The sequence below is a fragment of the Geodermatophilus obscurus DSM 43160 genome (genome assembly GCF_000025345.1).
In the GTDB taxonomy this organism is placed as follows: Bacteria; Actinomycetota; Actinomycetes; order Mycobacteriales; family Geodermatophilaceae; genus Geodermatophilus; species Geodermatophilus obscurus.
The window spans coordinates 3,055,915-3,076,237 of sequence record NC_013757.1 but is presented as its reverse complement, the minus strand read 5'-3'; the positions used below and the strand labels follow the sequence as shown (position 1 = coordinate 3,076,237).

Here is a 20,323-nt window from a genome sequence, read left to right as displayed (position 1 = left end):
CGATCTGGGCGTGCTCGCGCGGGCCCCTGCACAGGGCCATCGGAGTCGTTTGCGATGCCGCGCCGGCAGTGGCGCGGTCGTAGGGAGGGCTGGAGGCCAGGTGGGGCGGCGAGTAGCCCCGAGGCGACGCGTGGTGTCGCTGGACGGGGACGATCTCGACGCCCACAGCCCGGGGCCGGCTCAGCCGCTCGTCGGTGGAGGGCGGCTTCGCCTCATCCGGCGGAGCAGTTGCTGGACGACCTCGAGGCGTGACCTGCCGGGAGTGCCACGATCGGGGTCGCGGGGGCTCGAGCCGTCCTCACCGTTCTCGCCCAGCCAGCCGGCCATGCGACCGGCTCGGTGGACGGCACGCAGCCGACGTTCGACGGCGAGCCGGCTCCTGCTCGGCACGACCAACAAGAGGTGGTCGCCATGGCGGAGGGTGGTCTGCCGGTCGGGGACCAGCGTGTGGCCGTCTCTGACGATCAGGGAGACGACGGCGCCAGGTGGCAGGCGCAGCTCCCACATGGTGACGCCGTGCAGCTTCGAGTCCGCCGGCACGAGGAACTGGAGCAGGTCCGCGTCGAGCCGCTCCAGTGGTGCCGACTCCATGAGCACGTCGCTCGCGTCCTCCGCGTCACCGACCCCCAGGCGCCGCGCCAGTGAGGGCAAGGTCGGCGCCTGGACGATCGTGAAGACGACGACCAGGACGAAGACGATGTCGAAGATCGTCTCGGCTGCCGGCAGCTCCGCACTGATCGGGATGGTGGCGAGCACGATCGGCACAGCGCCCCGGAGTCCGGCCCAGGACATGAACGCCTGTTCCCTCCACGAGGAGCGGAACGGCGTCGCGCACACGACCACCGACAGTGGGCGGGCCAACAGCAACAGGCCCCCGCCGACGATCAGTGCAGGCAGCAGCGCGTCTGGGAGCCTGCTGGGACTGGCCAGCAGGCCCAGCAGGACGAACAGACCGATCTGCGACAGCCACGCCAGGCCCTCGGCGAAACCGAGGGTGGCGTTGCGGTGGGGGAGGCGGGCGTTGCCCAGCCACAGGCCGGCCAGGTACACAGCCATGAAGGACGACGCTCCGACCACACCGGCGACCGCGAACGCGAACAGGGCGATCGCCACGGTGGCGATGGGGTACAGACCCACCGACGGCAGCGCGCTGCGGCGCAGCACGCTCTCTCCCGCGCGGGCGACCAGAACCCCCACCGCCGCGCCGACGACGAGTTGATAGATCACCTGGCCCAGGGACAGCAGTGGATCCGCCTGTTCCCAGCCGTCGGACACGACGAGGGCCACCAGGATGATCACCAGCGGGTCGTTGAATCCGGACTCCGCCTCCAGCGTCGCACCGAGGCGCCGCCGCAGTGGCAACCGTCTCAGGACGGAGAAGACGGCGGCGGCATCGGTGGAAGAGACGACCGCCCCGAGGAGGACGGCCGTCCGGAGGTCGACGTCGAGCAGGCCATACGTGATCGCGGCGGTGACGGTCACACTGACCGCCACACCCAGCGTCGCGAGCAGCAGAGCCGGTCCCAGCACCGGTCGGATGACCGGCCACCGTGTGGTCAGGCCACCCTCGGCCAGGATGATGCCGAGCAGCACCAACCCGACGGCCTGGGTGAGCTCGGCATCCTCGAACTCGATGCCCAGCCCGGCCTCGCCGATGAGGACCCCGAGACCGAGATACAGGAGCAGCGTCGGCAGTCCCGCGCGCGAGGACAGCCGCACCGCCGCCACCGCGACGAGCAGCAGGGCGGTGACCGCGAGAACGACAAGGTTTAGGTCGTCGACCGACACGCCACCCCCTCGGCACGTTCGACGAGCGCTCAGCTGCCGCTGACCCGGATCCGACGTTGCGTTCCCTGCTGTCGGACGGGCAGACCTCCACCACCGAGCACTGGGGCCCGTGCCTCCGTCGTGTCACAGGCGGTGTGCATGGGTCCCGCCTGGCCGCGACTCCAGCCACAGGCACCGCGACGAGCAGTCTTGCGCAGCGCGGCAACCGCGGGACACGGCCCGCGGGGGCGTGTCGTCCCATGGCGGATCGCTGGGCTCGCAGCCCTCGCTCGGACCCACCTGTCACGCCGTCCCATGAGGCGATGAGCGCCGTACACGGCAATCACCGGTGGGTGCCACCGCGTCATGCCCTGTGCACGGTGGAGGGGGATGGCCCGTTCTCACCGGGCGGGCGGACCGACCTCCATCAGGTCCCCTCGAAGCCCGACCTGCCCCCACTGGGTCCCCCGGTCGCGCCGATCGGCTGTGTGGTCGAGCGTCCGCCAGTACTGCGGTTCGACTGCTCCGGGGAGTCCTCCGACGCCGGATCGGCCTCATCCCTCCATGCTGGTGTGTCGTCGTCCGGCTTCGAGCCGGAGCCGCAGCAGGACGGCGTCCACGCAGGTAGTCGACGACCCGGGCCGGGATGGCGGCCATCGGGACAGCGAGGAAGGCGCCGAGGGCGCCGGAGATGACTGCGCCAGCAGTGACGGCCAGGATGACCGCGAACGGGTGCAGCTGGAGCACCGGGCTGAGTATGAGCGGTTCCTGCGGGTTGCCTTCGGCCTGCTGCACCAGGCGTGGCCGACCGGCACCGGTGGGCCAGGGGTCTCGTGGACCGGGCGGCAGCGTCGTGGTGGCTCATGGCAGTCCCGGTCAGCCCACAAGAGGGGAGACGTCGACGGGACCGCGTAGGACGGCGCCCACGCCTCCGTCGAGTCGTCGCCCGTCGCGGATGGTCCGGACGACGGTGGACGTGGCGCCCGCGGCGCGCACGAGGACGTCGGACAGCGCGGCGTGAGGCCCGGTCGGCGATCCGACGTCCCGGCGCCGGCGGCGGAGACCTGCGACGTCGACCGACAGCCGCCGCACCCGGTGGCGGTCGGCCTCGTCCGGCGTGATGAGGACCTCCTCCACTTGTCCGCGCACGACGGCTCGAAGTGTCGGTGCGGCCCCGACGCAGGCGCGGCCGTCGGCGAGGCCGGCGAGCACCTCCTCCACGACGGCCGCCTCCTCGAGGGCGGCGGCATCTGCGGCCATGACCCGCGCACGGGCGGCCAACTGCCCCGGGTCGGAGGGCGGAGCCCGGACGCCGACGAGCAGGGCCCGGATGCGGGGCTCCAGGCCCGCACGCAGGAGCTGCAGCGTCCCGGGCTCGCCGCCCGCGACGACGAGCCGAGCCCGGCTGCGGTCCACCAGCCAGGTGAGGGACTCGCTGATGGCCCGCGCGTTGGCCGTCCACTGCTCCTCGGCACGCTCGAGCCGCCGGTGGTATCCCTCCGGTGCGGAGCCCGTGATCAGGAGGTCCTCGCCGATCACCTGGCAGACCAGGTCGTGAGCACCGGGCTCGACGAGGAGCAGGTCGGCGCCTCGTCGGTCGGTGACCACGACGATCACCGGCACCCCCCGGTGTCGTGCGGTGAGCAGTGGGGACGCGTGCGGCAGCGGGCCGAGGCAGACCCGCTCCTCCACCGCACGGGACAGGTGCTCGACGTGGCTGCGCCCGTCAGCGCTGGCGAAGGCGGCCATCGTCTCGCCATGCACCGGCGCCTGGCGCATGCACTGGTCCAGCGCCACCAGCATGGACTCGGGCGCGCCCTCGTCCCGCAGCCGGCGGCGGATCCCCTGCCATGTCGTCAGCACACGGTCGGCGCCGTCGCGGACGTCGTTCCGTGTCCCGAGGTAGACGGAGGCCACCGGACCGGTGTCTGCCAGCTCGTGCAACTGGGTCGGTGGCTGCCACGGAGCGGGCGGTCGCGTCGTGCGGTTCGGGGGTCTCGACGTCGAGGTGGTCATCCCGGCCTCCTGACGGGTCGGATGTCGTCGCGCCGCGACCGGCCTCGCGGCGGCCTGCCCGCTCGCACAGGCGGGGCGCCTCGTGCAGGGCTCGCCCCGGATCTCCCGCCTGCTGACCGGACGCTAGGTGCGGTCACGAGCACGGGGGAGGACGACAGTCGGCCAACAACCGCCCGACGAGCTTGCCGACTGCGCGCAGCGCCGGAGTGCTCGCCGGGCGGTGTCCGGTCGGCGTGGAGCCCCTGGGGACCAGCCGGTGCGGTGGGGCAGGACCGGGCGAGGAGTTCCCGCCCACGGCGCCGATCCCTCCGGGCTGCAGCCATGCGGCACGGAGAAACGGACCTCCCTGCCTGGCAGTGACGTGGACGAGCAGTGCACCGCGAGATGTCCTGTCGGTCGACGGGCTGATCGGACCGCTGGACCGGTCCGGGAGGTGGGGCGGGTGTCCTGGTCGATCTACCGCGGCCTGTGGTGGGCGAGCCTGCTCGGGGCGCTGGCTCACGGCCTCCTGGGCGCACTCCGACATCTGTCGGTTGCCGGGCTGCTCCTCATCGGAGGCGGCATGGCGGCGCAGGGAACGGTGTACGGCTGGCTCGTGTGGGGAGGTGGAGCGGCACCCCACCTGAGGACGCGCACCCTCGGTGCGGCCCTGTCGTACCCGGTCCTGACGTTGTCGGTGTTCGGCCTGGCACTCATCCAGGGGTGGGGCAGTCTCGTCATCGCCGCGGCGCTGTGCCTCGCGGGGCTGCCACTCCGCTACCGGGCGCGGTCCTGTGCAGCGCGGGAGGGACCTGTGGCCGCGCAGGCCCGGGAGCCGGTCGGTCCTCCGGCGACGATCCTGACCGAGGACCTGGGCACCGCTGAACTGTGCCGCGCCTGGCAGATCACGTCCGCAGCGCTGCAGCGCGTGGCCCACCCCAGGCCCGTTCAGATGCTCGTCGAACTGCGGGTGGAGTACCTCGATGAACTGGAGCGGCGGGACCCGCAGGGCTTGACGCGCTGGCTCGCCGAGGCGCCGGCCGCCACGGATCCGACCCCGTTCTTCCCTGCGACGGCGGAGCGGTGACCGGGGGAGGAGCCGTACCCCCTGCTCCGGTGGACGCGCACCCACCCGACCGGGCCGGAGCCGGCGGACGGCGAGCGACGGCCGTCCCGGCACTGCAGCATGGGCCACACGTCCCCCGTAGGCCCTCGACGATCAACGCATTTGCGGGAGCGGGCCGCCGAGGTGACCGACCGGCCTCGGCGAGCAGGTCGGCGACATGGGTCGGCGGTTCTCGGATGCGACGAAGGACTGCCGCACTGCTTGCCCGGGCGGGTCACGCCGCCCTCGGGCTAGAGGTCGACGACGGAGGTTCGAGGCAGGACGTCGGGCGGAGATCCCGTGATCGCGGGAACGGTCGTCTGACCGGCCCGGGCGAAGGTGAGGGTCAACTCCATCGACTGCGCCGCGTCGATGCGGCGGGTCAGCCCCGTCAGGACGACCGTCGGGGCACTACTGCCGACGAAGACGGCACCGGGAGCCGGGACGAGGACGTCCACGGCGGTCGTCCCCACAGCGGGCGGTTGCCCGCTCAACGCCACGGTGGCGGCGGGGTCGGGTTCGGAATAGCTCGTCTCGTGAGGCGTGTCCGCGGCCGTGGGGGACTCACTGACCGAGGCGCCGCTGAACTCGGGACCGGTGACGTCGATCAGCCGGTCGTCGACGCGCCCGCTGTTCACGATCGCCATCGTCACCTCCACCTGGTCGCCCACCTCGTAGACACCACCGGGCGGATGGACGAGTTGGACGGCGTGGACGCTGATGTCCTCCACCTGGCCGGCCCCGCCGGTCTTGTCGCGCGCCTGCGTGGCGGTCTGCGTGACCTGACCGGCGCTGCACCCGCTGAGCGCCATCGGCGACAGCAGCAGGAGGACGACGGCCGCGGGCCGCACCGCCCGCCTCACGGGTGACACGGCTCCGTCCGTCCACCCGCGAGCGGGGAGGCCACGGCTGTCGGGACGGCGGGCCGCGCACAGGCCCACGGTCCCGCACCTTCCGTGTGTGTCGTCACCTCGTACACCACCGTCCTCTCCGCACGGTCCAGCGCGACGCGCAGAACCGACGTCCTGGCCTGCTCCCGGGCCGAACGGTATGGACGGTCGGACACCGGGCGGTACGCCATGACGGGACGATCCCCGCAGTCCCTGGTTGCTTGATCCCGGCAATCAGCTTCCGCTCACGGACCTGGTGGCGGTGCCCGCCGCCGGGGCACGTGCGCGTCGATCACCGGTGGCGTCCTGCGCTCAGGATGCCGTCGGCGACGGCGGGAGATGGGGTCTGGACCCCATCTTCGCTGCGCGCGCTTGGCGCAGCCCTGCCTGACGGCCACCATCGAATCGAGCGCTACACGTGGTTCCTGGACGAGGACGAGGGAGATGGGCGACCGACGCCGCAGGTCCGACCAGATGGAGATCTCCCTCTTCTGGCGGGTCTGCCTGATCAACGCGGCGGTGTTCGCCGTCGGGTTGGTGGTGCTGGCGACATCACCGGCAACGGTGTCCTCTCCGATCCTGCCCGGCGAGCTCCTCGTGCTGCTCGGGGGCCTGGCCCTGCTCGTGCTCGCCAACGCGGCGCTGGTGCGCGCGACGCTGGCGCCGCTGTACCGGCTCCAGCAGCTGATGGAGGACGTCGACCTCCTGCGGCCGGGTCACCGTCTCCCCGAGAAGGGCAACGGCCCCGTCGGGGACGTCATCAGCACCTTCAACGCGATGCTGGACCGGCTGGAGGCCGAACGTGCCGCCAGTACCGGCCGCGCGTTGGCGGCCCAGGAGGACGAGCGGCGTCGGGTGGCCCAGGAGTTGCACGACGAGGTCGGGCAGAGCCTGACGGCTGTCCTGCTCGGACTGCGACGGATCGCCGATCGCGCTCCTGCTGACCTGGCACCGGAGATCGGCATCGCCCAGGAGACGGCGCGGGCCAGCCTCGACGAGGTGCGTCAGGTGGTGCGCCGCCTGCGCCCGGGTGTCCTGGACGACCTGGGGTTGTGCAGTGCCCTCACCTCCCTCCTGAGCGCACACGCCCGGCTCACCGGTGCAGCGGTGCAGCGCACCTTCAGCCCGTCCCTACCTCCCCTCGATCCGGAGACCGAACTGGTGATCTACCGAGTGGCCCAGGAGGCCCTGACCAACGTCGCCCGACACGCAGGGGCGGAGCAGGTCCTCGTCGAGCTGGCCCCGACTGCGGGCGCAGCGGGGGTGCTGCTCCGGATCGCGGACGACGGGCGGGGCATGGACGGGAGCGTGGAGGGGGCAGGCGTCCGGGGGATGCGGGAACGGGCGCTGCTCGTCGGCGCCACCCTCCACATCTCGACATCCGAGGCAGGGGGTACCGACGTCCGGCTGCTGGTGCCCACACACGCGCGTGAGGCGCGGTCGTGACCGGCGGTCAGCCGACACGGGTCCTGCTCGCTGACGACCACGCCCTGGTCCGCCGCGGCTTGCGCCTGATCCTCGAGAGCGAGCCCGACTTCACCGTCGTGGCCGAGGCCGGGGACGGCGCCCAGGCCGTTGCGCTCGCGCGTGAGGTCGAGGTCGACCTGGCCGTGCTGGACGTCGCCATGCCCCGGCTCACTGGTCTGCACGCGGCGCGGGAGATGTCCAGGAGGTCTCCGGCCTTGCCCATCCTGATGTTGTCCATGTACGACAACGAGCAGTACTTCTTCGAGGCCCTCAAGGCCGGCGCTTCCGGCTACGTGCTCAAGTCCGTCGCCGACCAGGACCTCGTCTCGGCCTGCCGGGGCGCGGTGCGAGGCGAGCCGTTCATCTACCCGGACGCGCTGACGACCCTCATGCGCGAGCACCTGCACCGGGCCGGCCGCGGTGAACCCGTGCCCGAGCGGGTCCTCACGGCCCGCGAGGCCGAGGTCGTCAAGCTCATCGCCGAAGGCTGTTCCTCGAGAGAGATCGCGGCGCTCCTGGTCATCAGCACGAAGACGGTGGAGCGGCATCGGGCGAACATCCTGCAGAAGCTCGACATGCGGGATCGCACGCAGCTCACCCGATACGCCATCAGGACCGGGCTCCTCGAGGCATGAGGGCGACAGGGAGGATGGTCATGCGCAGCGCCACGGTGAACGGCAGCCACGTGGACGAGGTGCTGTCCGAGGTGGCAGGGGCGGCCAGCGCTCGACACGGTCTTCCTCCTGCACTACTGGACGGTTATCCACGGGCCTTGATGACGGTGGCCCGGACCGGCCGGATGCTCAGCGCCGAGGAGCAGGCGGCCTGTCGCCGACTGGGCGGTGAGGCGGTCGCGATGGGGGTCGGCCTACCGGCTCTTGTCGACGTGCACATGAACGCGTCGCGCCGGCTGTGGTCCCGCCTGCCCGAGCTCCTCCGCGCATCCCGGGGTCGGCCGGTCCGGTCGGCGGAGCTCATGGGCATCGGGGAGGCCGTGTGGCGAGCCGCCGACGCCGCGCTGGCCGCTCTGACCGCGGGCTACGTCGAGGCGCAACGCCTCGTCGTCCGGCGCGAGGAGGAGTTCCGGCTCGAGTTCGTCGACGACCTGTTGGCCGGTCTGGCCCCGGTCGGCCTGCTGATCGAGCGCGCCGAGTTCTTCGGGCTGCAGTTGAACGGTGCCCACGTGGTGGTGGTGGCCGAGGGGCAGCGGCCCATCGACTCGGGCAGTGGTGTCCGCGGAGTTGCAGAGGACGCCCTGCGGGCCCGCTTCGGGGACAGGGGGCTGCTCGCAGCGGCCAAGAACGGTCGGCTCGTCTGCGTCCTCAGCTGTCCACGGGACGCGGATGGCTGTGCCGACCTCGGTCGGCAGGTCGCCGGGATCGTCGGGCCCCTCGTGTCCCGGACCGCGCGCGGGGGGCCGTGGCGGGCCGGGGCCGGACGGCCGCACACCGGGCCGCGGGGCGTGCAACGGTCCTACCAGGAGGCGGTGGAGGCCCTCGAGACGGCCAGCCGCCTGAGCCTGCGGCAGCAGGTGGTCCAGGCTGCCGACCTGCTGGTGTACCGCGTCCTCGCGCGCGACGAGACGGCCCTGTCCGACCTCGTCCACACGGTCCTCGAGCCGCTGACGGGTGCTCGCGGAGGAGCAGCGCCGCTGGTCGAGACGCTGGAGGCCTACTTCTCCGCCGGGCGGAACGCCGCCGAGACGGCCCGCCGGCTCCACCTGAGCGTCCGGGCCGTCACCTACCGGTTGCAGCGCGTGCGGGAACTCACCGGCTACGACGCCGGGGAGCCCGACCACCACCTGCCCCTGCTCGTGGCCGTGACCGGCGCACGGTTGCTCGGCTGGCCCCAGCGCCCGCTGGTCAGGGAGTGAGCGTCCCCGTGCCTGCCCGCCGTCGGCAATGCCGGACGCCGATGTCGTCCGGGCGATGCCGTCGCCGCCCGTCCGGACGACTCCTAGCGTCCGGCCCATGCGAGTACAGCGGAAGCGGAACCGGCTCCGTACCGGCGGTCTCCCGGCGGGCACGGCGTCGGGGCGACACCACGAGCAGGAGGGCTGCTCCGACACGGCCCCGGGCGTGCCGGAGGAGTTCACCGTGTGCGTCGACCGCAGCCGACCGCGGCCGGTGGTCACCGTGATCGGCGCCCTGGACGTGTCCGGCGCGGCCCTGCTCTCGGCCATGCTCGACCACGTCCGGCTGACCGAGGGGCGGTCCGCCCTGGTGGACCTCACCCACGTCGACTACGCCGACAGTCATGGGCTGGCCCCGGTCCTCGACGCGAACGCGACCATCTGCGGGGCCTCGCCGGTGGTCACACGACTGCTCCAGCTGGTGGCCGGCCCCGTGCCGGTGACGGCACCGGACGAGCGCCTGCGCGCTGTCCCGGTGCTCTCGGGTCCACGACCCAGCTGACCTGGAACGTGCCGGATCCGTCTTTCGGCTCGAGTCGACCCCCACCGGTGCACCACGACGACATCTGGAGGAGCTGTGCTGTCCCTGCTCTGGCTGCTCATCATCGGCCTGCTCGCGGGCCTGCTGGCCCGCCTCGTCGTGCCCGGCAAGGAATCGATGAGCCTGCTCGCCACCCTCGTGCTCGGGGTGGCCGGCTCTCTCGTCGGCGGACTCCTGTTGGGGCTGGTGACCGGAGGCCTCCGGGACCGCGGGTTCGGCCCCGCCGGCCTGATCGGCTCGTTCATCGGCGCGGTGATCGTGTTGCTGGTCTACGACCGGTGGATCGCACACCGGTCGTTGCCGCGTGGTCCCGGTGCATGAGCGAGTGGCCGTCCGCTGCCGATCCGACGACCGATCGTCCCGCCGGCCCGCCGGGCGTCGCCCGAACCCGGGCCGGCACGTGGAGAACGGGTGACCCCGTATGGACTTCCCCTACTGGACGCTGCTGGTGCCGCTGCCCTGGGTGGTCATCGGCGTGGGCGCCGTGGTGGTGCTCCTGTACCGGCACGGTCACCGGGACCGCAGCTGGCTGCTGATCGGGGCGGTCCTCGGTCCCCTCATCGTGCCGATCGCCGTCGAGCGCGCCAAGGAGAGGTCCCGGCGACTCAAGGGGGCCGGGGCGCACGCCTCCACCGAGCGGACGGCGGATCGCGGGCCGTGCGTGCTGATCGGCGTGGATGGGTCCCCCGAGTCGGAGGAGGCTGTACGGGCCGCCACCCGGCTGGCGGCACCGACCGCCGGCCGGTTCCTCCTCGCGAGTGTGGTGAGCAAGGAGGCCGCGGACGGTGGACACGACGAGGAGTGCGCCCGGGCCGAGGACCTGCTGTCGCGGCACCGGCGCAGCCTCCCCGAGGGACCCGTCGTGCAGACGCAGGTCGTAGCCGGCCAGCCCGCGGCCGCGTTGCTGGAGCTGGCCGAAGCGGAGGACGTCGACCTCATCGTCGTGGGACGACGGGGCAGGGGGCTGTCCCGCGCGGTGCTCGGCAGCGCGGCGACCGCCCTGAGCACGCGCTCCCGGTGCCCGGTGCTGCTGGCCGCCCCGCCCGCTGGCCGCACCTGATCGGCAGCTCCGTCCGCGCCGAGGAGGAGCGCCCGACGGGGAGGACGAACTCGACACCGGCCTGGCTCGGTCACCACCACGATGCCGATGTGCACACGTCAGACCCCGCGCGGCCGCACGACAGCGCCACCCGGTTAGCTCGCGACCGCGGACCCCGACACCCAGTACCCAACAAGGAGACATCATGATCTGGAACCTCATCGTCCTGCTCGTCATCGGCCTGGTCGCCGGGTTCATCGCCCGGGCCGTCATCCCCGGCAAGCAGGACTTGAGCATCGTCGCCACCATCGTGCTGGGGATCATCGGCTCGTTCGTCGGCAACCTGCTCGGCGGGCTGATCAGCGGCCGGGGCTTCGAACTGGCACCGGCCGGGTGGATCGGCTCCATCATCGGAGCGATCATCGTGCTCGGCGTCTACGTCGCCGTCAGCGGTCGTCGCGGCACCCGGACCCGCTGACCGCGGCCGTGCTGACTCGTCCGCTCTCCCGCGTCGACGGATACCTGCCCATCGAGGAGCACGGGCTGATCGGGGACGGCGCCACCTGCGCCCTGGTCGCCCGCGACGGGTCGATCCCCTGGCTGTGCCTGCCGGAGTTCGACAGCCCGCCGCTGCTGGCCGGGCTGCTCGACACCGATCGCGGCGGCGCCTTCACCATGGCCCCGCGCGGACTGCGGGCCGGCGGCCAGCGCTACCTCGACGAGAGCAACGTGCTGATCACCGAGCTGACCGGTCCGGACGGCGTCGTGGAGCTCACCGACTGCATGGCACTGCGCTCCGGCGCCGATCTGGGGGAGCTGGTGCCGGCCGGACGCAGCGAGCTGCTGCGGGTCGCGCGGGTGGTCTCCGGCGCGGCCGAGCTCGACGTGCGGCTGGCTGTCCGCGACGACGTCCGCGTCACCCGCGAGAGCGGCGCCTGGCGGATCCACTGGCCGGCGCGCCCCGACCTCGTCCTGGTGCTGTGGTGCTCGCACGACCTCGAGGTCGCTCCCGACGGGTCGATCGGGGGAGCGGTGCGGCTTCGTGCCGGGGAGCGGCTGACCGCCTCCCTGCACTGGTCGGGCAGCACCCGGCTGCTCGACCGCGCCGACCCGGCCCGACTGGTGCACCAGACCGCCCAGGCCTGGCGGTCGTGGGCCGGGAACCTGCAGTACGAGGGTCCCCAGCGCGGTCTGGTGCTGCGCTCGGCCCTGGCGCTCAAGATGCTCGACCACGTGCCCAGCGGGGCGATCACGGCCGCGGCGACGTCGTCCCTGCCGGAGGAGATCGGCGGCGTGCGCAACTGGGACTACCGCTTCACGTGGGTGCGTGACGCCGCGTTCTCCACCTACGCGCTGCGCCAGGTCGGGATGCCCAGCGAGTCGGAGGCGTTCCTGGCCTGGACGCTCACGAACGTCGAGCGGGACGGGCAACCGCACCTGATGTACGCCCTGGACGGTGGCCAGCCGCCGCCCGAGCAGGAGGACGCGGCCCTCTCGGGCTACCGCGGCTCGGCGCCGGTGCGCTGGGGCAACGGCGCGGCGGGGCAGACCCAGCACGACGTCTACGGCGAGCTGCTCGACGTCGCCTGGGGGTGGGTGAGGTCCGGGGGCCGGGTCGACGACCACCTGTGGGCGGCGTTGTGCGACCTCACCGAGGCCGCCATCGCGAACTGGAGGACTCCCGACCACGGCATCTGGGAGGTCCGGAGCGCGGGGCGGCCGTTCACCTACTCGGTGGCGCTGTGCGCGGTCGCCGTCGAGCGGGCGCTGCGGATCGCCGAGGCGCGCGGTCTGGACCACCCGCGCGACCGGTGGCGCGCCGAGCTCGACCGGATCCGGTCAGCGGTGCTGGACCGGGCCTGGGACCCCGACCGCGGGTCGTTCACCGAGCAGCTCGCCGACGATGACGGCGGCCAGCGCGGCGGCCTGGACGCCTCGCTGCTCACCCTGCCGCTGCGCGGTCTGCTGCCCTTCGACGACCCGCGGATGGTGGCCACGACCGAGGCGGTGCGCCGGCACCTGGATGCCGGCGACGGCCTGCTCTACCGCTACCTGCACGAGGAGTCCGACGACGGGCTGCCCGGCGGGGAGGGCGCGTTCCTGCTTTGCAGCTTCTGGCTGGCCGACAACCTGACCGGGCAGGGGCGGCTGGACGAGGCGCACACGCTGTTCGAATCGCTGTGCGGCCGGGCCAACCACCTGGGCCTGCTGTCGGAGGAGATCGACCCGGGCACCGGCGCCTTCCTCGGCAACTTCCCGCAGGCCTTCAGCCACCTGGGGCTGATCGCCAGCGGCGCCAATCTCGCGCGAGCCGAGGCGGCCGGGCGGAGCGCGCGGTGAGCCGCTCGTTCGTCGTCCTGGGCGGCTCCGGCGACCTCACCGGGCGGCTGCTGCTGCCCTCGCTGGCCCGGCTGTACGACACCGGCGTCCTTCCGGAGGGGAGCGAACTGCTCGCCGTCGCCCAGGAGGAGTGGGACGACGACGCGTACCGGAGCTGGGCCCGCGACCGGCTGGCCGCGCATGCCGGCGACCTGTCGAGGGAGACGCACGAACGGCTCGTCGACCGCCTGCGCTACGTGCAGGGGGATGTCACCGATGCCGCCGACCTGCGCGCCGCGCTGGCTCGGGTCGACGGCGAGCCGGTGGTCTACCTGGCCCTGCCACACACCCTCTTCCGCCCCACGCTCACCGCGCTGGCCGAGGTCGGGCTGCCGGAGGGCGCACGGGTCGTCGTCGAGAAGCCGTTCGGCGCGGACCAGGCCGACGCCCGCGCGCTCAACGAGCTGCTGCACCGGCTGCTGCCCGAAGAGGCGGTGTTCCGGGTCGACCACTTCCTCGCCAAGCAGACGGTGCTCAACATCCTCGGCCTGCGGTTCGCCAACCGGGTCTTCGAGCCGATCTGGAACGCCGCCCACGTCGAGCGCGTCGACATCGTCGCCGACGAGACCCTCGGCCTGGAGGGACGGGCCGGCTACTACGACCAGGCCGGCGCCCTGCGCGACATGGTGCAGAACCACCTGCTGCAGCTGCTCGCGATCGTGGCGATGGAGCCCCCACTGGCCGTGGACGCACACTCCCTGCCGGCCCGCAAGGCCGACGTGCTGCGCGCCGTCCAGCCACCGGCCGACGTGCGGACCGGCAGCGTGCGCGGCAGGTACACCGCGGGGACCGCGGCCGGCCGTGCGCTGCCGCGCTACGCCGACGAGGAGGGCGTGGACCCGGCCCGGCAGACCGAGACCTACGCCGAGGTCACCGTGACCGTGGACAACTGGCGGTGGGCCGGGGTGCCGTTCCGGTTGCGTACCGGCAAGGCCCTGGGCGCCGACCGGCAGGAGATCGTCGTGCGGTTCCGACCGGTGCCGCACCTGCCGTTCCTGGACGCGGAGCCCGAGCCCGACCTGCTGCGGCTCTCGCTGTCCCCCGACGCCATCGCGCTGGAGGTCAACCTCAACGGCGCGGGGGATCCGTTCGACCTCGAACGGGAGGTGCTCGCGGCGCGGCTGGCGCCCCACGACCTGCCCGCCTACGGGCTGCTGCTGCGCGAGCTGCTCGACGGTGACACCACGCTGTCGATCAGCGACGTCGAGGCCGAGGAGAGCTGGCGCATCGTCGAACCGGTACTGGCCGCCTGGGCCGCCAGCGAGGTGCCCCTGCTGGACTACCCGGCCGGGTCGGCGGGACCCGCGGCCTGAGCTGTTGCCGGGACGGCGCACGTCAGCGGTCCGCTCACCGTGCGGTGGGCGGTGCCTCGTCCCGTCCGTAGCGGTCCCCGAGGTCGTCGCAGTGGGTGCCGGGGGTCACCGGCGCGCCGGAGAGGAGGGCGGCCTCTCCGATCTTGTAGCCGGCGATGGGGACGGTGAACAACTGCAGCGCGATGGCGACCAGCAGGACCACCACCGCCGTGACGCCCGGCGTGAGCACCACGACCCCCAGCAACACCAGCACCAGGCCGAGGCTGGCGGCCTTGGCGACCGCGTTGGCCCGGTTGTAGACGTCCGGCAGGCGCAGGAGCCCGATCGCCGCGACCCCGATGAGGAAGACGCCGAGTGCGACGAAGACGTCGCCGACCACCGTCTGGACGGTCACGACGACGACCTCGTGGCCACCAGCCGGGCGAAGGCCACCGTCGACAGGAACCCGACCAGGGTGGCGACGAGGACCAGGTCGAGCAGGGCGGGCGCGTCCAGGCGCACGGCCAGCAGAGCGACGGCAGCGATCACCACCGCGAAGCCGAGGTCCACGCCCAGCGCACGGTCGGCGTCCGTGGGGCCCACGACCAGGCGCACCGTCGCCACGACGAGTGCCAGCGCCAGGACGACGAGGGCGGCGTCGAGCAGGATCACGTCGTTCTCCTCTCGGTAGGGGCGTCATCAGCGACGGCGTAGCCGGCGTCGCCCGAGCGCCAGGCCGCCAGCATCTGCTCCTCGAGCGCGCGCAGGTCCGCGCGGAAGTGCTCCGGGTCCCCGGCGTGCATGCCGTGGACGGCCAGCCGGGAGCGGTCCTCGCTCAGCGCCAGGGCCACCGTGCCCGGGGAGAGGCTGACCAGGCTGATGTACGAGGCGATCTCGAACCGGGTGCGGCTGCGCAGCGGCACCTCGACTATCGCGGGCGCCAGCCCGTCACCGGGCGTGACGATCTCCTTCGCCACCTCGTAGTTGGCCCGCAGGAACCGCAGCAGGTAGTTGCCGGCGAAGGCCGCGACGCGCCTGCTGCGGAGGAGCGCCCGGCGCGGTGCCGACGAGGCGTCCGGGTTGCTCATCGGGCGGTCACCGCCGTCACGTACCCCCCGGTGTCGACCAGCCCGTCAGCGGCCGCGGCGGCGACCGTCAGCAGCGGGTCGGCCCACAACCCGAGCACCACGGACAGGCCGGTCAGCAGCAGGGCCGGTGCCGTCAGCGCCGGCCGCAGCCGGGTACGGACACCGGTCGTGGCGCTGCGCTCCGCGTCGTCGTGGGGGCTCGGTGCCCGGGAGTCGGCGTCGTGCGGGCCCTCGTCGGCCCGGTCGCCGTCAGGCGCCGGCTGCCAGAACACCGCGTTCCACACCTTGAGCATCGACGTCAGCGTCAAGAGGCTGACCCCGGCCACGACGGCGGCGGCCAGGTGCTGCCGCTCCGCCACCGCGGCCGTCGCCAGGCCGAGCTTGGCCACGAACCCCGAGAGCGGCGGGATGCCGACCAGCGCCAGCGCCGAGACGGCGAACGCCACCGCCAGCGCCGGCTCGCGACGCATCAGCCCGCCCAGCCGGGCCAGCTCCCCGGTGCCGTAGCCCACCTCCACCGCACCGGCGACCATCAGCAGTGCCGCCTTGACCAGCACGTACTGGACCAGGAAGAAGACGGCCGCGGCCAGGCCGGCCCCGGTGAACAGGGCCAGCCCGAGCAGCATGTACCCGATCTGGCTGACCATGTGGAAGGTGAGCACCGGCCGCACGGCCTTCTCGCCGACGGCACCGAGCACACCGACGACCATGGTGAGCAGTGCGGCGGCCATGAGCAGCCACAGGTACCGGCGGTCGCCGTCGTAGACCACGGCGTAGATGCGGATCAGCGCGTAGACGCCCACCTTGGTGAGCAGGCCGGAGAAGAGCACGGTCACCGCCGGACCGGTCGCCGAGTAGGTGCCCGGCAACCAGCTGTGCAGGGGCACCACGGCGGACTTGACCGCCATCGCCAGGAGAACGACTGCACCGGCCAGCGCGGCGGCCGGCCCCGCTGCGGCGGCCCCCGCCAGCTCGCCGAGGTTGACCGTGCCCGTGACGCCGTACACCAGCCCGATGCCGCCCAGGAAGACGGTGGAGGCCAGCAGGTTGACCGTCACGTAAAGCCGGCCCGCGGCCAGCCGTTGCCGCCCGCCTCCCGCGGTGAGCAGGACGTAGCTGGGGACGAGCATCACCTCGACGAAGACGAAGAGGTTGAACAGGTCGGCGGTCAGCAGCGCCCCGTAGACGCCGGTGGACAGGACGAGGGCCAAGGGGATGAAGGAGGGGTCCTGGTCCTCCCCGGTGGCCGCCGCGAAGACCAGGGACGCCACGACCAGCAGGGCTGTGACGGTCACCACCAGGGCGCTGAAGACGTCGGCGACCAGCGTGATCGCGATGCCGGACGGCCAACCACCGAGCCGCAGGACGGGCCGCTGGCCGTCCATCGCCGCGGTGAGCAGGACGGCGGCCACGACCAGGACGCCGGTGCTGACGCCCACACCGGCCACGCGGCGCATGACGAGGGAGATACCGGCTCTCGTGGAGCCGAGCAGGACCAGCAGCCCGGCTGCTGTCAGCGGGGCCACGACCGGCAGCACCACCAGGCCGCCGCTCACCGCGACTCCCCGTCCGGGTCGGCCGGGCCGTCGGACCGGTTCTCCTCGTCCGCTGCGCTGCCCGCCCGCGCGAGGGCGAGCAGGTACACGGTGATGCCGAAGGTGATGACGATGGCGGTCAGCACGAAGGCCTGCGGCAGCGGGTCCGCGGCCTGATCGGGGTCACCCTGTCCGATCAGCGGCAGGCCGCGCCGGGCCATCCCGCCCGCGGACAGCACCAGGACGTTGACCGCGTGCCCGAGCAGGATGAAGCCGATGACCACGCGGACCAGGCCGCGCTGCAGGACGAGGTAGACACCCCCGGCCACCAGGAGGCCCACGGCGATCGCGGCGGTCATGACGCTGCCCGTCGGGTGGGCAGCGCCTCGGCGGCTGCGCCATGACGGCCGTGCGGACGGTCGCCGGGAGCGGGCCGGGAGTGCGCTGCCGGCACCGACGGCCGGACGTCACCAGGCGAGGGGGACGGTCGGACCGCCCCGGCGCCGAGCCGGTCGAACGCCGTGACCAGCAGTGCCAGCACGAGGAGGTACACGCCCAGGTCGAAGAGCAGGGCCGAGCCGATGCCGACTGTGCTCAGCACCGGGACGTCGAACGGGGTGAGGAACGGATCGCCCTGGAGAGCGGCGGCCGTTCCGGTGCCGAGTGCGAGGAGCAGGCCCACCCCTACGAGCGGCTCCGGCCGCAGGAGGCGCGGCAGCCCGGGGAAGCCCCTGCCGACCTGGTGCAGCCCGACCGCGATCCCGCCGACCAGTGCGGCGATGAAGCCGCCACCGGGTTCGTCGTGGCCGCGCCACAGCAGGTAGGCCGACAGCACGGCCATCCCGGGGATGAGGACCCGGCCGGCGACCTGCAGCACGAGACCGCCGTCGGTCTGCCCGGGTTGGGTCGGCGCGCCGCCGGACCCGCGCTGGGTGGGCTCCCCGCCGAGCAGGACGAGCAGGCCGATGGCCGCGGCACCGAGCACGATCGCCTCGCCCATGGTGTCCATGCCGCGGAAGTCGACGAGGATGGTGTTGACCACGTTGGTCCCGCCGGTCTCCGGCTCCGCGGACTCCAGGAACCAGGCGCCGGTCTCGGAGAGCCCGCGGCGTCCGGTGAAGGCGAACGTGGCGGTCGCGGCGGCCACTCCGAACGCGATGCCCAGGCCGGCGGCGAGGACCGCCCCCGGGCGACCGGCGCGCCCGAAGCGCGGCGGCAGGGAACGGAGCACCAGGACGGCGACCACCGCGGTCAGCACCTCGACGAGCAGAAGGGTCAGAGCGACGTCCGCGGCGCCGGCCAGCAGGAACCAGACCGCCACCACGAGGCCGACGATCCCGACCAGCCCGAGTGCGGCCAAGGCGGAGCGGGTGATCACGGTGCCCCCGGTTGCGAGGGCGAGCAGTGCCAGTACCGGCCAGTCCAGGGGCTGGTCGGTCGGTAGGCGTGCGGGCAGCCCTCCGACGGCGGTCAGCCCCACCGCGCCCAGCACCACCAGGACGATCACGGGCCGGGCGAGGTGAGCGGCGAGGGCGGTGGCCCGGTCCGGCCGCCCGACGGCGGATCCCAGGGCGAGGACCGCATCGTGGGTGCGGTCGAACAGCGCTGCCCCGTCGGGCAACCGCAGGCGCTGTAGAGCCCGGTCGACCGGTTTCCGCCGCAGGAACAGGAGGCTGCCGACGGCGATGGTGATCGCCGACATGACCACCTCGGGACTCAGACCGTGCCAGAACGAGAAATCCGGCACGGCTCCGACGTAGACCACGTCGGCGGCCGCACGGGTCACCATCGGATTGAGCAGGTCGATGCCGGGACCCAACGCCAGGCCGGCGAGAGCCGGCAGCGCGGCGGGCGCGAGGAAGGCTGCCGACGGCTCGTAGAGGTCCGGCTGCCGGGTCGGTCCACCGAAGGCGCCGTAGACGATCCGCATGCCGTAGGCGAAGGTCAGCGCGGAGGCGGTGACGCCCAGGGCTCCGGCGACGGCACCGGCCCAGGGGGCGAAGTCCGCCTGCAGCAGCCCTTGGAACAGGTACTCCTTGCTGACGAACCCCAGCATCGGCGGCACGCCGGCCATGGACAGGGCCGCGAGGCCGGTGACCGTGGCGGTGACGGGCATGACCCGGCGGAGGCCGGACAGCTCCCGGATGTCGCGGCTGCCGGTCTCCTTGTCGATGATCCCGACCAGCATGAACAACGTCGCCTTGAACAGCGCATGGGCGAAGGTGTGCAGCATGGCAGCGGCCAGCGCCACGGGTGTGCCGACGCCGATCACGGCGATCAACAGGCCCAGCTGGCTGACCGTCGAGTGGGCCAGGATCGCCTTGAGGTCGTGCTCCCGCAGCGCCATGAACGCGCCGGCCACCGCCGAGGCCAACCCCACGGTGATCAGCAGCGCCGACCAGGCCGGCTGATCGGCGAACAGCGGGGTGGTGCGCATCAGCAGGTAGATGCCGGCCTTGACCATGGTCGCCGCGTGCAGATAGGCGCTCACCGGGGTCATCGCCACCATGGCGCCGGGCAGCCAGAAGTGCAGGGGCAACTGGGCGGACTTGGTGAAGGCCGCCGTGGCGATCAGTGCACCGATGGGCCAGGCCAACGGAGAGGCGAGCACCTGGTCCCGCTCGGCGAGGATCGTGGCCAGGTCGGTGGTCCCCACCACGACCGACAGCATGATCACCGCGAGCAGCAGAGCCAGGCCCCCGGCCGCGGTGATCAGCAGCGCCCGGCGACCCGGCTTCACGGCCACCTGCCCGGCCGTCCCGATGAGGACGAAGGAGCAGACCGTGGTCAGCTCCCAGAACACGTAGAGCAGCACGACGTCGGCGGCGAGGACCAGGCCCAGCATCGCGCCGGCGAACAGGGTCAGGAGCCCGTAGACGACGCCGTTCCGGCTGCTGTCGCCCATGTAGCGGGGGGAGTAGGCCATGATCAGCACGCCGACGCCCAGCACGATGAGGCAGAACAGCCCCGCCAGTCCGTCGAGACGCAGGGCGAACGACACCTGCAGGGACGGCAGCCAGGTCCACGAGGCGGTCACCGCTCCGCCGTCGAGCACGGTGGGCGCTCCGGTCGCCAGCAGCCCGCCCACCCCCGCGAACCCGGCGGCCAGCAGGTAGCCGGTGTCGCGGCCAAGCCGGCGGTACAGGAGTGGGGCGGCCACGGCCAGCACCGCCATGGCCACCAGGGCCACGAGCAGGATCACGGCTGTCCCGGTGTGCTCGTGGAAGTAATCGGGGCCGTGGCCGCGGCTATCGTCCGGCAGGCCACCATCACGGTTGCCGTCCTCCCCTTGCCCGCATCGGCGGCGGCTGGC

At 72.9% G+C, this 20,323-nt stretch carries 20 protein-coding genes; 10 read left to right on the top strand and 10 right to left on the bottom strand.

The window, feature by feature from the left end; translation table 11 throughout:
* Positions 1–180: 180 nt before the first annotated feature.
* The 3 genes from GOBS_RS14385 to GOBS_RS14380 all read right to left on the bottom strand — a co-directional run bounded on the left by GOBS_RS14385 (position 181) and on the right by GOBS_RS14380 (position 3,684).
* Entirely contained in the window at positions 181–1,788 is a 1,608-nt protein-coding gene (locus GOBS_RS14385) for a potassium/proton antiporter (RefSeq protein ID WP_012948994.1), read from the bottom strand.
* 282 nt (positions 1,789–2,070) lie between these two features.
* On the bottom strand, positions 2,071–2,562 hold the full coding sequence (locus GOBS_RS29755; protein ID WP_166487404.1) for an AI-2E family transporter: 492 nt from the start codon (positions 2,560–2,562) through the stop codon (positions 2,071–2,073).
* Positions 2,563–2,643: 81 nt separating this feature from the next.
* Complete coding sequence (locus tag GOBS_RS14380; RefSeq protein ID WP_166487403.1) at positions 2,644–3,684, bottom strand: baeRF2 domain-containing protein; 1,041 nt, start codon at positions 3,682–3,684, stop codon at positions 2,644–2,646.
* A gap of 541 nt (positions 3,685–4,225) precedes the next feature.
* On the opposite strand from GOBS_RS14380, the gene GOBS_RS14375 reads away from it, so the two are divergent.
* Entirely contained in the window at positions 4,226–4,849 is a 624-nt protein-coding gene (locus GOBS_RS14375) for a hypothetical protein (RefSeq protein ID WP_012948992.1), read from the top strand.
* Between the two features lie 269 nt (positions 4,850–5,118).
* On the opposite strand, the gene GOBS_RS14370 is transcribed toward GOBS_RS14375, so the two are convergent.
* The gene (locus GOBS_RS14370) at positions 5,119–5,739 is read right to left on the bottom strand and encodes a hypothetical protein (RefSeq protein ID WP_166487402.1); all 621 of its coding nucleotides are present in this window, start codon (positions 5,737–5,739) and stop codon (positions 5,119–5,121) included.
* 462 nt (positions 5,740–6,201) lie between these two features.
* On the opposite strand from GOBS_RS14370, the gene GOBS_RS14365 reads away from it, so the two are divergent.
* The 9 genes from GOBS_RS14365 (at position 6,202) to GOBS_RS14325 (ending at position 14,408) form a co-directional block, all read left to right on the top strand.
* Entirely contained in the window at positions 6,202–7,203 is a 1,002-nt protein-coding gene (locus GOBS_RS14365; RefSeq protein WP_012948990.1) for a HAMP domain-containing sensor histidine kinase, read from the top strand.
* Positions 7,200–7,859, top strand: a complete 660-nt coding sequence (locus GOBS_RS14360; RefSeq protein ID WP_012948989.1) for a response regulator — start codon at positions 7,200–7,202, stop codon at positions 7,857–7,859. The genes GOBS_RS14365 and GOBS_RS14360 overlap by 4 nt, the downstream gene beginning before the upstream one ends.
* A 20-nt stretch (positions 7,860–7,879) precedes the next feature.
* Positions 7,880–9,097 carry a PucR family transcriptional regulator gene (locus tag GOBS_RS14355; protein WP_012948988.1) on the top strand — a complete coding sequence of 406 codons (1,218 nt, stop codon included), beginning with the start codon at positions 7,880–7,882 and terminating at the stop codon, positions 9,095–9,097.
* A gap of 97 nt (positions 9,098–9,194) precedes the next feature.
* A complete protein-coding gene (locus GOBS_RS14350) occupies positions 9,195–9,638 on the top strand; it encodes an STAS domain-containing protein (protein ID WP_012948987.1) in 444 nt (147 codons plus the stop codon).
* A 75-nt stretch (positions 9,639–9,713) separates the two neighbouring features.
* Positions 9,714–9,998 (top strand): GlsB/YeaQ/YmgE family stress response membrane protein, encoded by a 285-nt coding sequence (locus GOBS_RS14345; protein ID WP_012948986.1) that lies wholly within the window; start codon positions 9,714–9,716, stop codon positions 9,996–9,998.
* Positions 9,999–10,098: 100 nt separating this feature from the next.
* Positions 10,099–10,737 (top strand): universal stress protein, encoded by a 639-nt coding sequence (locus GOBS_RS14340; RefSeq protein ID WP_012948985.1) that lies wholly within the window; start codon positions 10,099–10,101, stop codon positions 10,735–10,737.
* A gap of 184 nt (positions 10,738–10,921) precedes the next feature.
* On the top strand, positions 10,922–11,194 hold the full coding sequence (locus GOBS_RS14335) for a GlsB/YeaQ/YmgE family stress response membrane protein (protein ID WP_012948984.1): 273 nt from the start codon (positions 10,922–10,924) through the stop codon (positions 11,192–11,194).
* 8 nt (positions 11,195–11,202) lie between these two features.
* The gene (locus GOBS_RS14330) at positions 11,203–13,056 is read left to right on the top strand and encodes a glycoside hydrolase family 15 protein (RefSeq protein ID WP_012948983.1); all 1,854 of its coding nucleotides are present in this window, start codon (positions 11,203–11,205) and stop codon (positions 13,054–13,056) included.
* Complete coding sequence (locus GOBS_RS14325) at positions 13,053–14,408, top strand: glucose-6-phosphate dehydrogenase (protein WP_012948982.1); 1,356 nt, start codon at positions 13,053–13,055, stop codon at positions 14,406–14,408. Before GOBS_RS14330 ends, GOBS_RS14325 begins: the two co-directional genes overlap by 4 nt.
* 34 nt (positions 14,409–14,442) lie before the next feature.
* On the opposite strand, the gene mnhG is transcribed toward GOBS_RS14325, so the two are convergent.
* Genes mnhG through mbhE form a run of 6 tightly spaced genes read right to left on the bottom strand, consistent with a single transcriptional unit; the run spans position 14,443 to position 20,212 of the window.
* The gene (gene mnhG / locus GOBS_RS14320; protein WP_012948981.1) at positions 14,443–14,802 is read right to left on the bottom strand and encodes a monovalent cation/H(+) antiporter subunit G; all 360 of its coding nucleotides are present in this window, start codon (positions 14,800–14,802) and stop codon (positions 14,443–14,445) included.
* The gene (locus GOBS_RS14315) at positions 14,799–15,059 is read right to left on the bottom strand and encodes an MrpF/PhaF family protein (protein WP_012948980.1); all 261 of its coding nucleotides are present in this window, start codon (positions 15,057–15,059) and stop codon (positions 14,799–14,801) included. Before GOBS_RS14315 ends, mnhG begins: the two co-directional genes overlap by 4 nt.
* Positions 15,056–15,475, bottom strand: coding sequence for a Na+/H+ antiporter subunit E (locus GOBS_RS14310; RefSeq protein ID WP_012948979.1), 420 nt, complete (start codon positions 15,473–15,475; stop codon positions 15,056–15,058). The genes GOBS_RS14315 and GOBS_RS14310 overlap by 4 nt, the downstream gene beginning before the upstream one ends.
* Positions 15,472–17,031 (bottom strand): monovalent cation/H+ antiporter subunit D family protein, encoded by a 1,560-nt coding sequence (locus GOBS_RS14305; protein ID WP_012948978.1) that lies wholly within the window; start codon positions 17,029–17,031, stop codon positions 15,472–15,474. The genes GOBS_RS14310 and GOBS_RS14305 overlap by 4 nt, the downstream gene beginning before the upstream one ends.
* Complete coding sequence (locus GOBS_RS14300; RefSeq protein ID WP_012948977.1) at positions 17,028–17,369, bottom strand: sodium:proton antiporter; 342 nt, start codon at positions 17,367–17,369, stop codon at positions 17,028–17,030. Before GOBS_RS14300 ends, GOBS_RS14305 begins: the two co-directional genes overlap by 4 nt.
* On the bottom strand, positions 17,366–20,212 hold the full coding sequence (mbhE, locus tag GOBS_RS14295; RefSeq protein WP_012948976.1) for a hydrogen gas-evolving membrane-bound hydrogenase subunit E: 2,847 nt from the start codon (positions 20,210–20,212) through the stop codon (positions 17,366–17,368). The genes GOBS_RS14300 and mbhE overlap by 4 nt, the downstream gene beginning before the upstream one ends.
* Positions 20,213–20,323 lie beyond the last annotated feature (111 nt).

What these genes read in the sequence shown, in the direction of transcription:
- GOBS_RS14310 (WP_012948979.1), bottom strand. Translation starts at nt 15,475, where the DNA reads ATGAGCAACCCGGACGCCTCGTCGGCACCGCGCCGGGCGCTCCTCCGC.
- GOBS_RS14300 (WP_012948977.1), bottom strand. Translation starts at nt 17,369, where the DNA reads ATGACCGCCGCGATCGCCGTGGGCCTCCTGGTGGCCGGGGGTGTCTAC.
- GOBS_RS14340 (WP_012948985.1), top strand. Translation starts at nt 10,099, where the DNA reads ATGGACTTCCCCTACTGGACGCTGCTGGTGCCGCTGCCCTGGGTGGTC.
- GOBS_RS14355 (WP_012948988.1), top strand. Translation starts at nt 7,880, where the DNA reads ATGCGCAGCGCCACGGTGAACGGCAGCCACGTGGACGAGGTGCTGTCC.
- GOBS_RS14350 (WP_012948987.1), top strand. Translation starts at nt 9,195, where the DNA reads ATGCGAGTACAGCGGAAGCGGAACCGGCTCCGTACCGGCGGTCTCCCG.
- GOBS_RS14335 (WP_012948984.1), top strand. Translation starts at nt 10,922, where the DNA reads ATGATCTGGAACCTCATCGTCCTGCTCGTCATCGGCCTGGTCGCCGGG.
- GOBS_RS14365 (WP_012948990.1), top strand. Translation starts at nt 6,202, where the DNA reads ATGGGCGACCGACGCCGCAGGTCCGACCAGATGGAGATCTCCCTCTTC.